The organism is Xanthobacter autotrophicus (genome assembly GCF_029991245.1).
Taxonomy (GTDB): domain Bacteria; phylum Pseudomonadota; class Alphaproteobacteria; order Rhizobiales; family Xanthobacteraceae; genus Xanthobacter; species Xanthobacter autotrophicus_C.
The window spans coordinates 1-13,446 of the sequence record NZ_JAIVFO010000008.1 but is presented as its reverse complement, the minus strand read 5'-3'; the positions used below and the strand labels follow the sequence as shown (position 1 = coordinate 13,446).

13 protein-coding genes are annotated in these 13,446 nt (G+C 70.5%); 9 read left to right on the top strand and 4 right to left on the bottom strand.

Going from position 1 to position 13,446, the window contains the following annotated elements; genetic code table 11:
• The first annotated feature begins 27 nt into the window (after positions 1-27).
• Genes K9U41_RS02990 through K9U41_RS02975 form a run of 4 tightly spaced genes read left to right on the top strand, consistent with a single transcriptional unit; the run spans position 28 to position 4,116 of the window.
• Positions 28-837: a UDP-2,3-diacylglucosamine diphosphatase gene (locus K9U41_RS02990; protein WP_282639382.1), complete on the top strand. Its 810-nt coding sequence runs from the start codon at positions 28-30 to the stop codon at positions 835-837.
• Positions 837-1,904, top strand: coding sequence for a glycosyltransferase family 4 protein (locus K9U41_RS02985; RefSeq protein ID WP_282639381.1), 1,068 nt, complete (start codon positions 837-839; stop codon positions 1,902-1,904). The genes K9U41_RS02990 and K9U41_RS02985 overlap by 1 nt, the downstream gene beginning before the upstream one ends.
• Entirely contained in the window at positions 1,901-2,902 is a 1,002-nt protein-coding gene (locus K9U41_RS02980; protein ID WP_282639380.1) for a threonine ammonia-lyase, read from the top strand. The genes K9U41_RS02985 and K9U41_RS02980 overlap by 4 nt, the downstream gene beginning before the upstream one ends.
• Positions 2,903-2,910: 8 nt before the next feature.
• The gene (locus K9U41_RS02975; RefSeq protein WP_282639379.1) at positions 2,911-4,116 is read left to right on the top strand and encodes an MFS transporter; all 1,206 of its coding nucleotides are present in this window, start codon (positions 2,911-2,913) and stop codon (positions 4,114-4,116) included.
• Here the strand turns inward: K9U41_RS02975 and dgcA are convergent.
• Entirely contained in the window at positions 4,086-5,072 is a 987-nt protein-coding gene (dgcA, locus tag K9U41_RS02970; RefSeq protein WP_282639378.1) for an N-acetyl-D-Glu racemase DgcA, read from the bottom strand. The two genes, K9U41_RS02975 and dgcA, sit on opposite strands and share 31 nt — an antisense overlap.
• A 373-nt stretch (positions 5,073-5,445) precedes the next feature.
• Between dgcA and K9U41_RS02965 the strand changes: the two genes are divergently transcribed.
• The 4 genes from K9U41_RS02965 (at position 5,446) to K9U41_RS02950 (ending at position 9,021) form a co-directional block, all read left to right on the top strand.
• Positions 5,446-6,573, top strand: a complete 1,128-nt coding sequence (locus K9U41_RS02965; RefSeq protein ID WP_432715718.1) for an MlaE family lipid ABC transporter permease subunit — start codon at positions 5,446-5,448, stop codon at positions 6,571-6,573.
• Positions 6,574-6,579: 6 nt separating this feature from the next.
• The gene (locus K9U41_RS02960) at positions 6,580-7,386 is read left to right on the top strand and encodes an ABC transporter ATP-binding protein (RefSeq protein ID WP_282639377.1); all 807 of its coding nucleotides are present in this window, start codon (positions 6,580-6,582) and stop codon (positions 7,384-7,386) included.
• Between the two features lie 62 nt (positions 7,387-7,448).
• Positions 7,449-8,372, top strand: a complete 924-nt coding sequence (locus tag K9U41_RS02955; RefSeq protein WP_282639376.1) for an MlaD family protein — start codon at positions 7,449-7,451, stop codon at positions 8,370-8,372.
• A 7-nt stretch (positions 8,373-8,379) separates the two neighbouring features.
• Positions 8,380-9,021 carry an ABC-type transport auxiliary lipoprotein family protein gene (locus K9U41_RS02950; protein WP_282639375.1) on the top strand — a complete coding sequence of 214 codons (642 nt, stop codon included), beginning with the start codon at positions 8,380-8,382 and terminating at the stop codon, positions 9,019-9,021.
• Positions 9,022-9,095: 74 nt separating this feature from the next.
• Here K9U41_RS02950 and K9U41_RS02945 read toward each other — a convergent pair whose 3' ends face one another.
• Together K9U41_RS02945 and K9U41_RS02940 are read right to left on the bottom strand one after the other, a co-directional pair.
• Entirely contained in the window at positions 9,096-10,529 is a 1,434-nt protein-coding gene (locus K9U41_RS02945; RefSeq protein WP_432715719.1) for a YcjX family protein, read from the bottom strand.
• A 113-nt stretch (positions 10,530-10,642) separates the two neighbouring features.
• A complete protein-coding gene (locus K9U41_RS02940) occupies positions 10,643-11,164 on the bottom strand; it encodes a SixA phosphatase family protein (protein WP_282639374.1) in 522 nt (173 codons plus the stop codon).
• 203 nt (positions 11,165-11,367) lie between these two features.
• Between K9U41_RS02940 and K9U41_RS02935 the strand changes: the two genes are divergently transcribed.
• Positions 11,368-12,927: an FAD-dependent oxidoreductase gene (locus K9U41_RS02935; RefSeq protein WP_282639373.1), complete on the top strand. Its 1,560-nt coding sequence runs from the start codon at positions 11,368-11,370 to the stop codon at positions 12,925-12,927.
• A 3-nt stretch (positions 12,928-12,930) separates the two neighbouring features.
• On the opposite strand, the gene K9U41_RS02930 is transcribed toward K9U41_RS02935, so the two are convergent.
• Positions 12,931-13,446: hypothetical protein (locus K9U41_RS02930; RefSeq protein WP_282639372.1), on the bottom strand; the 516-nt coding region annotated here is incomplete at its 5' end.

The following is a 13,446-nucleotide window of genomic DNA, read 5'->3' as shown; positions in this document are numbered from 1 at the left end:
CGGCAGGTCAAGGCGGGAGATGATTGCGTGAGCGACAGTCCCCAAGCGCGCCGCTTCCGCGCCCTTTTCATTTCCGATGTCCATCTGGGCACCAAGGGGTGCCAGGCGGACCTCCTCATCGACTTCCTGAAGTATCACGACGCCGACACCATCTATCTGGTGGGCGATATCGTGGACGGCTGGCGGCTGAAGTCCTCCTGGTACTGGCCGCAGAAGCACAACGACGTGGTGCAGAAGCTGCTGCGCAAGGGCCGCAAGGGCACGCGCATGGTCTACCTGCCCGGCAACCACGATGAATTCCTGCGCGATTATTACGGCACCCATTTCGGCGGCATCGAGGTGGTGGAAACCGCCATCCACGAGGCGGCGGACGGCAAGCGCTACCTCGTCATCCACGGCGACGTGTTCGACGTGGTGGTGCGCCACGCCAAGTGGCTCGCCTTTCTCGGCGACTGGGCCTATTCCGCCGCGCTGACCACCAACACCTACGTGAACAAGGTGCGTCGCCGGCTCGGCCTCACCTACTGGTCCCTGAGCCAGTGGGCCAAGCTCAAGGTGAAGAACGCCGTCAACTACATCGGCAAGTTCGAGGAGGCGGTGGCCGACGAGGCCAAGCGCCACGGGGTGGACGGCGTCATCTGCGGCCATATCCACCACGCCGTCATTCACGACCAGTTCGGCGTCAGCTATGTGAATTGCGGCGACTGGGTGGAAAGCTGCACCGCCATCGCCGAATATGAGGACGGCCACCTGGAGATCATCTGCTGGACGCGGAACCTCCAGAAGGCCCCGGCGGAGCAGCAGGACATGGTCGAGGGGGCGCGCGCGGCGGCTTGATGCGGGTTCTTGTGGCCACCGATGCGTGGCATCCACAGATCAATGGTGTGGTGCGCTCCCTGGAGTACACCGCAAATGAAGCGGTCGCCCTCGGTGCAGAACTGGAATTCCTGAGCCCGCAGGGGTTCCGGTCCATTCCCATGCCCAGCTACAACGAGATCCGCCTGGCGCTGGCCACGCCGCGCATGATCATGCGGCGGATCGAGGCCATGCAGCCGGATTTCGTGCATATCGCAACGGAAGGCCCCATCGGCATCCTGGTGCGGCGGGCCTGCATCGCCTCGCGGCGGACCTTCACCACTTCCTATCATACCAAGTTTCCCGAATATCTCTCCGCCCGGGCCCCGGTGCCGGAGCGGCTGACCTATGCCTGGCTGCGCTCGTTCCACAATGCGGGCGGCGGCGTCATGGTCTCCACCGCGACGCTGGAGCGCGACCTTGAGGCGCGGGGCTTCAAGCGGCTGATGCGCTGGTCGCGCGGGGTGGATGCGGAGCTGTTCCGCCCCCGCCCGGAGGCGACGCTGAACCTGCCCCGCCCGGTCTATCTGTTCGTCGGCCGGGTGGCGGTGGAGAAGAACATCGAGGCGTTTCTGGAGCTGGACCTGCCGGGCTCCAAGGTGGTGGTGGGCGGCGGCCCGGCGCTGAACAGCCTGAAGGAGCGGTTCCCCGCGGCCCATTTCCTCGGGCCGAAGGAGGGCGAGGATCTGGCGCAGGTCTATGCCGCCTGCGACGTGTTCTGCTTCCCCTCGCGCACCGACACCTTCGGCATCGTGCTGCTGGAAGCGCTGGCGAGCGGCCTGCCGGTGGCCGCCTATCCCGTCACCGGCCCCACCGACGTGCTGGCGGATGCCACCGAACCGGTGGGCATCCTCGACAACGACCTGCGGACCGCCTGCCTGAAGGCGCTGGAACTGTCGCCGGCGGCGGCGCGGCGCTTCGCGCTGCGCTACACGTGGCGCGAGAGCGCCCGCCAGTTCATCGACAACGTGCTCATCGCCCACGACATCGGGCCCATCGCCCGCCGCTATCGCCTTCGCCGCCGGCGTCGGATAGCGTCCGGGGCATGAGCGCCCAACCCATCCCCGGTTCCGTCCCGATTCCTTCCGCCGATGACGTGGAGGCCGCCGCCCGCCGGATCGCCGGCGTCGCCGTGCGCACGCCGCTGGTCTTTTCCCCGATCCTCAGCGAGCGCACCGGCGCGCGCGTGTTCCTGAAGCCGGAGACGCTCCAGCGCACCGGCTCCTTCAAGTTCCGCGGCGCCTACAACCGCATGGTACAGATCCCCGAGGCGGACCGGCCCGCCGGCGTGGTCGCCTGCTCGTCCGGCAACCACGCGCAGGGGGTGGCTGCCTCCGCGAGGCTGCTGGGCATGCCGGCGGTGATCGTCATGCCCCGCGACGCACCGGCCCTGAAGCGCGACCGCACCCGGGCGCTGGGGGCCGAGGTGGTGGGCTATGACCGCCGCACCGAGGACCGCGACGCCATCGCCCGTGCCATCGCGCAGGCGCGCGGCGCGACCCTGGTGCCGCCCTATGACGATCCGCACATCATCGCCGGGCAGGGCACGGTGGGCCTCGAGATCGTGCAGGATCTCGCCGCGCTCGGCCTTGTGCCCGATCTTGTGGCGGCGAACGTCTCCGGCGGCGGCCTCGTGGCCGGCATCGCCCTGGCGGTGAAGGCGCGGGCGCCCGGTGCCCGGGTGGTGGCCTGCGAGCCCGCCGGCTTCGACGACCATGCCCGTTCGTTCCGCTCCGGCGTGCGCGAGCGCAATCCTGAGCCCTCGGGCTCGTTCTGCGACGCCCTGCTGGCGCCGACCCCCGGCGCGCTGACCTTCGAGATCACCCGCCCGCTGGTGGGCGAGGGTGCCTCCGTCACCGACGCCGAGGTGGCGCGGGCGGTGGCCTTCGCCTTCCTGGAGCTGAAGCTGGTGGTGGAGCCCGGCGGCGCGGTGGCGCTGGCCTGCCTGCTGGAAGGCCGGCTCGGCGTCTCCGGCGGCACGGTGGCCATCGTGCTCTCCGGCGGCAATGTGGAGCCCGAGACCTTCATCCGCTGCCTCACCGCCTGAGCCCGGTGGTGGCGCGTCAGGTGGGGGAGGGCGACGGCCGGCCGGGTCGGCCTCCGGCTCCGGGTGTAGCTCCGGCCCTGGGGCTGCGCCTTGGCGGCGCCTATGCCGCCTTCTTCCTCGCCCTGGGCATTCAGGTGCCCTACCTGCCCTTGTGGCTGCAGGACCGGGGCCTTGGGCCGGAAGCCATCGGCGTGGCCCTGGCCGTGCCCATGCTGGCGCGCCTCGTCTCGACGCCGCTGCTCGGCGTGCTCTCCGACCGGTTTGGCCGCCCCAAGGCCATGCTGGTGGCCCTGGCGCTGGCGGCGGCATGCGGCATGGCGGTGCTCGCCCTCAGCGTGGATTTCCTCGCCATTCTCGTCACCCTCGCCTGCACCGCGCTGGCCTGGATGCCGAGCCTGTCGCTGCTGGATTCCTACGCCTCCCGGCAGGCGCGGGCGGGGCGGGCGGACTATGGCAAGGCCCGGCAATGGGGCTCCGCCTCCTTCCTTGTCGCCAATCTGGTGGGCGGGGCGCTGCTCGGCATGCTGGGCGCCGGCTCCGTGGTGCTGATGATGCTGGCGGGGCAACTCGCCTATGTGCTCGCCACCCTCGCCCTGCCGGAACTGCCGCGTCCGGAGCCCCGGCCCGCGCCGGTCACCGGGCGGCGGGCGCGACTGGGTGTTCTCGCCGGCATCGTGGCGGCGGCGCTGGTGCAGGCGAGCCACGCCACCCTCTATGCCTTCGCGTCGGTGAGCTGGAAGGCGCAGGGCTATTCGCTCGCCACCATCGGCGTGCTGTGGGCGGTGGGCGTGGCGGCGGAAATGGCGCTGTTCCGCTTCGGCACCCGCCTCGTGGTCCGCTTCGGGGCCCATGCGCTCATCGCCGTGGGCGGGATGGCGGCGGTGGTGCGCTTCGCGGCCATGGCGTTCGACCCCCCGCTGGCCGTGCTGGTGCCGCTGCAGATGCTGCACGCCTTCACCTTCGCCGCCACCTTCCTGGCCATGGTGGAACTGGTGAGCCGCAGCGTCAGCGAGCACCGCTCCGGCACCGGCCAGACCGCCGCCGCCTGGATCGGCAGCATCCTGATGTCGTCGGCGAATGTGGCCTCAGGCCCGCTGTGGGCGGCCTTCGGGCCGCTGGCTTTCTTCGTCTCCAGCGCCATCGGGCTGGCGGGGGCGCTGGCCGCGCTGGTGGCGGCGCGGCTTCAGCCCCACAGCTCCGGCTCCGGCGGATAGACCAGGGCGCCCTCATATCTCAGCCCCGGCGTGCGGTCGCGGGCGAGCAGCAGCGGGCCGTCGAGGTCCACCACCTGCGCCCGCTGCGCCACCAGCAGGGCAGGGGCCATGGCGAGGGAGGAGGCCAGCATGCAGCCCACCATCACGCGGAAGCCGAGCCCCTCGGCGGCCTCGGCCAGCGCCAGCGCCTCGGTGAAGCCGCCGGCCTTGTCCAGCTTGATGTTCACGGCGTCATAGCGCTCGCGCAGGGCGGCGAGGCCCGCGCGGTCGTGGACGCTCTCGTCGGCGCACACCGGCACCGGGCGTTCCATGCGCGCCAGCCTGTGGTCGGCCGCGGCGGGCAGGGGCTGTTCCACCAGCTCGACGCCGGCGATAGCGCAGGCATCCAGCAGCACCGGCAAATCGGCCGGGCTCCAGCCTTCGTTGGCATCCACGATCAGGCGGGCCTCGGGCGCCGCCGCGCGGATGGCGTGGAGCCGGGCACGGTCGCCGGGAGCACCAAGCTTGAGCTTGAGCAGCGGGCGCCCGGCCGCCGTTGCGGCGGCGGCGGCCTGCGCCATGGCCTCGGGCGTATCGAGGCTCAAGGTGTAGGCGGTGGTCAGCGGGTGAAGCGCGCCAAGGCCGGCGCGCTCTGCAACCCGCATGCCCGAGAGCTTGGCTTCGAGGTCCCAGAAGGCGCAATCGAGGGCGTTGCGGGCGGCGCCCGGCGGCAGGCGGTATTGCAGGGCTTCGCGATCGAGGCCCGCCGCGATGTCGGGGCCGAGGGCCGCGATGGCGGCGGCGACGCCCTCCACCGTCTCGCCGTAGCGCGCATAGGGCACGCATTCTCCGCGCCCGGTGGCGCCGTTGTGGGTGAGGTGCGCCTCCACCACCACCGCCTCGGTCTTGGAGCCGCGGGCGATGGTGAAGGTGCCGGCGATGGGGAATCGCTCGATGCTGAGGGCGAGTTGGGCCATGGATTAAGCTTAATATCCGATTCCGCGGTCCGCTTCGCGGGTGCGGGAGCGGATGCTGCCGGGGTGTGTCCCTGGTGATCTCGACGTAAGGGCCTGTTGTCTGTATGGCTTAATCCATCGTTCGTGGGGTCGCCGGGATGTGCCTCCACGGGCGCAGTGTCGGCTGCGTGTCGCATCGCAGCAGGCGAAGCTGATAAGAGTTGAATGGGTGAGTGCGCGTTCCTGCGGACACGCATCACCCATATGCGGGGCGACAGGCGGTCGGAAGTTGGGGCATCGGCTCGGTCAGACCGGGCCGGATCGCCCGCGGCCTCCGGCGAGAAGGACAGGCCGGCGCCGCGCCGTTTCGCGGCGCCCCCATGGAGACCAAGCGTTGCCCCACGCCTCCCTGATTTCCGTGCATAGCCAGGACGACCGGCTCACCGTGGCCGGGCGCGGCGCATGGACGTCCGAATATGCCGACGAGCTGGAACAGGCGGTGGACGACACCGCCCACACCTACGCCCATCCCAAGGGCGTCGAGATCGACCTGTCCGCCGTCGAGCGCATGGACACCTTCGGCGCGCTGCTGTTCGAGCGGCTGAAGCGGTCGTGGAAGGGCACCGGTGTCGAGCCGCAGGTGAAGGGGCTGGCCCCGCGCTACAAGGTGCTCATCGAGGAAATGGGCCGCATGGGGCAGGAGCAGCCCCCTCCGGCCCGCCGGCACGAGGCGATCCTGGAGCGGTTCGGCCACGAGACGGTGAATGTCGCCGCCGATGCCGGGGCGCTGCTGAATTTCGTCGGGGCGTCGGTGGCCGCCATGGGGCGGGTGCTGTTGCGTCCGCGCAGCTTCCGCTTCACCGCCATGGTGAACCAGCTCGACCGGGTCGGCCTGCGGGCGGTGCCGATCATCATCCTGATCACCTTCCTCATCGGCTGCATCCTGGCCCAGCAGGGCATCTTCAATTTCCGCCGCTTCGGTGCCGATATCTATGTGGTGGACATGGTGGGCGTGCTGGTGCTGCGCGAGCTGGGTGTGCTCATCGTCGCCATCATGATCGCCGGCCGCTCCGGCAGCGCCTACACCGCCGAACTCGGGTCCATGCGCATGCGCGAGGAGGTCGACGCCCTGCGGGTCATGGGGTTCGACCCGGTGGAAGTTCTGGTGGTGCCGCGCCTGCTGGCGCTCATCATCGCCTTGCCGCTGCTCACCTTCATCGGCTCCATGTCGTCCCTGCTGGGGGCCGGGCTGGTCTCGTGGGGCTATGGCGGCATCACGCCCGACGTGTTCCTGGACCGCCTCAAGGGCGCCATCGACATGGACCAGTTCAACGTGGGCATGATCAAGGCGCCCTTCATGGCCGCCACCATCGGCATCGTGGCGTGCCTCGAAGGCCTGCGGGTGGGGGGCAGCGCCGAGTCGCTCGGCGCGCACACCACCGCGTCGGTGGTGAAGGCCATCTTCCTCGTCATCGTGATGGACGGCGTCTTCGCCATGTTCTTCGCCGCGATCGACATGTGAGGCGGCATGGACGCGCGCACCTCCACCACCGCCGAGGCGACCAACCATCGGGAAGCCATCATCAGCGTCCACGACATCGTGGTGGGCTTTGGTGACCGGGTGATTCTCAACCATCTCGACCTCGACGTGTATCGCGGCGAGATCCTGGGCTTCGTCGGCACCTCGGGCGGGGGCAAGTCGGTGCTCACCCGCACCATCCTGGGCCTGGTGCCCAAGCAGTCCGGGACCGTGGAGGTGTTCGGCCAGAACCTGGACGACCTCTCCGAGCGGGAACGCTCGGCGCTGGAGCGGCGCTGGGGCGTGCTGTTCCAGCAGGGCGCGCTGTTCTCCTCGCTTACGGTGAAGCAGAATATCCAGTTTCCGCTGCGGGAGAATCTGCAGCTGTCCCAGCGCCTGCTGGACGAGATCGCCTATACCAAGATCGAGATGGTGGGCCTGAAGTGCGACGTGGCCGAGAAGCTGCCGTCGGAGCTGTCCGGCGGCATGATCAAGCGCGCCGCGCTCGCCCGCTCGCTGGCCCTCGACCCGGAAATCCTGTTTCTGGATGAGCCCACCTCCGGCCTCGATCCCATCGGCGCCGGCGAGTTCGACGAGCTTATCCGGACGTTGCAACAGACTTTGGGGCTTACGGTTTTCATGGTAACCCACGATCTCGACAGTCTGCATACCGTGTGCGATCGCATCGCCGCGCTGGCGGATGGCAAGGTGATCGCGCAGGGCACCATCGAGGACATGATGGCCGAGCAGCACCCTTGGCTGCGGGCCTATTTCCATGGCACGCGGGCGCGGGCGGTGCAGGCTGCGCGCCGATGAGACACACGTAAGGGAGCGGACCGGACAGCGGGGGCGAGGTCGGAACGGAGCCGGGATCAGGTATGGAAACACGGGCCAACTACACCATTATCGGAGCCTTCACGCTCGTGGTTCTCGCCGCGGCGTTCGGCTTTGTGTACTGGTTCGCCGGACCGCAGGATTCCACCGCGCGCAAGGCTTACGAGGTCCTCTTCGACGGCTCGGTGGCGGGCCTGCGCCAGGGCAACAACGTGCTCTTCAACGGCATCCCCGTGGGCCAGGTCACCGGCCTCGGCCTGGTGCCGGGCCAGCCGGGTCAGGTGCTGGCGCGGGTTGCCATCAACAACGACGTGCCGGTGCTGTCGGATGCCGAGGCCGGTCTCGAATCCCAGGGCCTGACCGGCATCGTCGTGGTCTCAATCCGCGGCGGCCGTCCCGGCGCCCCGCCCCTGCCGCTGGGGCCGAACGGCGTTCCGCGCATCACCGCCGACGGCGGCGCGGGCATGGCCGGGCTCCTTGCCTCGGCCCAGGGCGTGGCCAAGAAGATCGAGGTGGTGCTGGACGCCATCAATCCGCAGGACATCAAGAACATCATCTCCAACATCGATACGTTTTCGAAGGCTGTGGCCTCGAAGTCCGAGGATGTGGCGAGCCTGATCGAGCAGTCGAACGCACTGGTCAAGCAGCTCAACGGCGTCGCCGAGAAGGTCGAGAAGGTGGTGGTGAACCTGCAGAAGGCCACCGAGGACAAGGACGGCCTGCTGGTGCAGGCCACCGACGCCGCCACCTCGGTGCGCCGGCTCGCCGACAACCTGGACCAGCGCACGGCGCTGCTCACCGAGCAGGTCAGCCGCTTCACCGGGCCGGGCCTGAAGCAGTATGAGGCGCTGGCCACCGATGGCCGCCGCACCCTCAACGAGATCGACCGCGTGCTCCGGAACATCGAGCGCAACCCGCAGCAGTTCATCTTCGGCGGCGGCAATTCCATTCCGAAATACGGGCGATGAGCCGACCATGACCTTCGTTCGCAGGAAGCGTATCGCTCGCCGTCTCGCCTCCCTCGCTCCCGTCGTTCCGCGGCTCGCCGCCCTCCTGTTCGGCGCGTCCCTCGCCCTCGCGCTGGCGGGATGCGGCTCCACGCCGACCCCCACCTACAACCTCTCCGCCCCCAGCGGCTTCACGGCAGGCGGCAGCGGCAACGGGCAGATGGTGGTGGTGGCGCCCACCGCGCTTGCCGTGCTCAACACCGACAAGGTGATGGTGGAGCCGGGGCCGGGCCAGGTGGCCTATCTCTCCGACGCCCAGTGGAGCGACAATCTGCCGGCGCTGCTCCAGGCGCGGACCATCCAGGCCTTCGAGAATGCGAGCAAGCTGCGCCGCGTCGCCCGCCCCGGCGACGGGGTGAATGCGGACTACCAGCTGGTCATCGACATCCGCACCTTCGCCCTGCGCATCACCGACCAGGGGCCGGTGGCGGTGGTGGAGCTGTCGGCCAAGCTCATCGGCACCCAGAGCGGGCGCATCCTCGCGGCGCAGGTGTTCAAGGCGGCGGTACCCGCCGCGTCCACGGCGGGTCCGGCTGCAACCGCCGCCCTCGATTCAGCGCAGGAACAAGTGCTGGTGCAGATGGTGCGCTGGGCTTCCGCGAAGTTCTGAGCACGCCCGTCCCGATGCTCTGAGGGCCGCCTCGCGCCGCCGCCGTCGGGCTGGCGCGGGGGCCCCCAAACGCCTCACGCCAGCCGGTCGCCCAGCAGGAAGTGCAGCGCCCGGTCAAGGCGGATGTGCGGGATCGGGCCGTCGCCTATCCCCGCCGGCGGGCGGAAGCGCAGGAAGCGGAAGTCCGCGTCCCCGTCGATACCGGTGGCGAGCCCGCGAAAGCCGGCCCCCGAAGGATCGAACAGCGCATCGGGATCCTCCGGCAGGTCGCCGGGGAAAACCGCCATGTCTTCCGTGCCGTCGAAGCGGTGGCCGCCCGCCTCCTGTCCCGCTTCCGGCGTGCCGACGATGGCGTCGAGTTCATGCCCGTCGCGCCGCACCCGCGCTTCCTGGGTGGCACGGATGGCGGCCAGCGCCACCACGTCCAGCGCCGCGCCGTGGTCCTGCGCCCGGGCACGGGCGCGCTCCACGAGGCGGGCGAGGATTGCTTCCAGCCGGTCATGGCTGGAGCGGTGCAGGTGGTCGGCCTTGGTGGCGGCGAACAGCACCTTCTCGATGCGCGGCCGGAACAGGGTGCTGACCAGGCTGTTTCGCCCGGTGCGGAAGGCGGCGAGAATGCCGTCCAGCGCCCGTTCCAGATCCGCCAGCGCCGCCGGCCCGGCATTGAGCGCGGCCAGCGTGTCCACCAGCACGATCTGCCGGTCAAGCCGGGCGAAATGGGTGCGGAAGAACGGCCGCACCACGGCATTCTTGTAGGCCTCGAAGCGCCGCTCCATCATGGCCCCGAGGCTGCCCGCCTTCGGCGCCTTGGCGCCCACGTCGAGGGGGGCGAAGGTGAGGGCCGGAGAGCCTTCAAGGTCGCCGGGCATGAGGAAGCGGCCCGGCGGCAAGAGGCTCATGGCCAGCTTTTCGCTGCGGCAGGCGGAGAGGTATTGGGTGAACAGCGCCGCGACTTCCCGCGCGCGGGTCTCATCCTGCGGCCCGTCCACCGGGGCGGCCGCCACCGCCGCGAGCCAGGGCGCCGCCACGTCCGAGCGGGCCGGGGCGCGGGCCAAAGCGAGGCTCTGGCGGGAGAAGTCGGCATAGCTCATGTCGAGCAGCGGCAGGTCGAGCAGCCACTCGCCGGGATAGTCCACGAGATCCAGGGTGAGGGTGCGCAGGCTGCCGCGCGCCGTTGCGTAGCGGATGGACAGCCGCAATTCGCTGACCCGCGTGGTGGAGGAGGGCCATTGCCGCGCCTCGCCCAGCGCCTTCAGATGGTCCTCATAGGCGAAGCGCGGCACGGCGTCGTCCGGCTGCGGCTGCAGCTCGGCGCGGGCGATGCGGCCGGACTGGAGCGCCTCGAACACCGGCAGGCGCCCGCCGCGGGTCAGCGCATGGATGAGGGCGGTGGTGAAGATGGTCTTGCCGGCCCGCGACAGGCCGGTGACGCCGAGGCGCAGGGTGGGATGGGCGATGCCCTCCACCCGGTCGGCCAGGGTCCGAAGGGCGATCCGCGCCTCGTCCATGGCGTCGGTAACGCTCAGGCTCAGGGCGGGCTGGGCCAGGCCTTCCACGCGGTGACCCAAGGTTTTGAGCGCAGTCCGCGCCCCGGTCATGGCGTCAGTGACGCGCGCCATGCCTAGTCGTTTCCAGACAGCTCGCGCGGGGTGACGAAGCGATCGAGCCGCGCGGATGCGGGCACGACATCGCACCACTCATCCACCGGAAGATCGATGACGGCGAGGGCGCCGGTGGGGAATTTCTCGGCCATTTTCGACAGATGGGAAGCCGCCCCCGTCGATACAAGCAGCGCGGCAAGGTCGCCGAGGCCCGGATTGTGGCCCACCAGCATGAGGCTGTGGGCTTCCCTGGGCTGCTCGCGCACCACGGACAGGAGCCGCGCGGCGGAGGCGTCGTACACGCGCGGCTCGCTGGCCACCACCTTCACCGGCGGTAACTGGGCGGCCACCAGGTCCCAGGTCTCACGGGTGCGGCGGGCCGGGGAGACCAGCACGCGGTCGGCCACCAACTGCTCATGGGCGATATAGGCGCCGATGCGCGGCGCCGCCGTGCGGCCCCGCACCGCCAGCGGGCGCTCGGGGTCGGCGATGCCGTCCGGCCAGTCGGACTTGGCGTGGCGCAGCAGTATGAGACGGCGCATGAGCTTCCAAACCAATCAACGAAATGCCGCTTCTTATGACGTAGGGAATGTGTGCAGTGCAACCAGAATGCCCGCGCTTGAGCGTCACGCCCCGCCCGATACCAGCGCCGGCATCCCGCGCAAAATGTCACGAGAGCGCCGCAAATAAACGGTTTCTCAAGCGGAAGGCATCAGCATGAGCCGGTGCTCAGCGGACAGTCTTCATGATCGATACGGCCCCGTCCCGCGCGGCGGCGCAGGATGTTACCGACCGGGAGCGGTCGGACGCGGCGCTGAAGCGCACCTATGACTGCGACATCTGCGTCGTCGGGGACGACGTGGCGGGGCTTGCCATCGCCATTGATCTGGCGCGGCGGGGGCGTGAGGTCATCCTGCTCACCTTCGGCGGCACGCGGCCGCTGCCTCTCGACGGTATTCTGGCCCCCGGCTTCGCCATGGCCACGCCCGCGCTGGTGGATCGCGTGGGGCGCCACGATGCGCAGGAGCTTCTGATCCTTTCCGCCCAGGCGACCGAGCGGGCGCTGGCCTTCGCCCACAAGGCCGGCGTGGCGGTGGGGCCGCGCGGGCGGCTTTCGGTGGCGCGCCCCCATGCGGCCGAGGCCCTCATTCGCGAACATGAGCTGAGGCAGGAGCTTGCGCCCGATACCACCGTGCTGGTGGGCGCGCAGGATCTCGCCGCGCTGCTCGGCACCTCCACCTTCACCGCCGGCCTCGGCGTGGTTCCGGCGGAGCGTGTTTCCCCCGCGACCCTGAAGGTGGCGCTGGAGGCCGAGGTCCTGGCGGCGGGCGTGCGCACGCTCCCGGTGGAGGGGCCGCTGGCGGCCGACCTTAAGGGCTTGAGGAAATATCTGACGGCGGTCCGCTGGCGCATCCGGGCCTTCCAGGTGGTGATCACCGGGCCGGAGGCCTTCGTCCGGCTCGGCCCGAAGGTGGCGGTGCTGCCGCGCGCGCCGTGGGTCTACGGCGGCTTCCGCCTGCCGGGGGTGGACGTGCCCTATGCGGGCATGGTCGAGGAGACCGGGCTCACCGGCCTGCGCTATCATTTCGATGCCGGCCGCCTGACCCTTGGCGCCGCCACCGCCACGCGGGTGATGACGCGGGTGGGCGCGGCCCGGGTCTTGCGCCGCCATGCCGCCGAACTCTATCCGGTGGGGTCGAGCCTTGCCGATGGGGCCGCCGGCCGCCTGCTGCCGGAACCGGCCGGCATGCCGCTGGTGCACGAAGGGGAGCGGGGCGTGTGGTATGCGCTCGCGTCCGCCGGCGATGCGCTGAGCCACGGCTTCCTCGCCGGCCGCCTCATCTGCGGCGCCATCGCCGAGAAGGACGACCGCATCGCCTTGCTCCAGCCGTTCGCGGCGCCGCCTATGTCCGGCTGGGCCGGCCGGGTAGCGCGCTTCGCCGGCTATTGGCATGTGCGGCTGGCGGCACGGCTGCATATGGACAAGATCGCGGCATCGGCCGCACCGGATGCCGAGGTTTCGGCGCCGGACTTGATCCCGGACCAGGATGTCGCGGACGCGCACACGCATCCGCCCATGCCCTCGCCGGCCCCGGCCGCCGTTCCGGCGCCCCCCGCGCGGCCCCGGCGGGGTGTGGCGGCGGCCACGTCCGCCTCGCGTCACGCGGCGCGGGCGGCGTTGCACGCGGCGTCCGGCTGGGCCTCGGGCCTTGCCGCCCGTGCCGCGGCCGAACCCGCCCGGCGCCGTCGCGCGCGGCCGGAGCAGGACGAGGAGGTCCCGCCCCACAGCCCGCGCGGGGCCTGAGTTCTAACCTTTGATGTAATAGGCCTGCGGCCGCCGGCCCTCGCGGAAATAGCCGAAGAAGGTGGCCGCTCCCACCGCCTGGGCCAGCAGGCCCGGCATGAGCGCCGCGAAGGCGCCGAGGTCGGCACCATCGGGCGAGATGGCGTCGCGGATGGCGAACTGGCCGTAGGCCGAGGCGGCCACCACCGCGACCAGCATCCACGGCAACAGGCTAAGGGCGATGCGCGCCTTCGCCACCGTCAGCACCACCACCGACGCCGCCCAGGCGAACAGCAGGATCTGCGGCACCAGGCCGAACCGCAGCACCTGCTGTTGCAGGCCGGGGCCGGCGAAGGAATCGAACAGCGCGGACCTGGCCCCCGCGATGCCGAATTCCGCGACCAGCGTGAACAGGCCCGCGAGCGGCAGCGCGGTGATGCCGCAGCAGCACCAGAACAGCACCGCGAGCGGTCCGCCGAGGCGCGCCGGCTTCGGCTCGGCTCCCGGTGCGGCACCGGGGGCGTGCGCGGGGATGTGGCG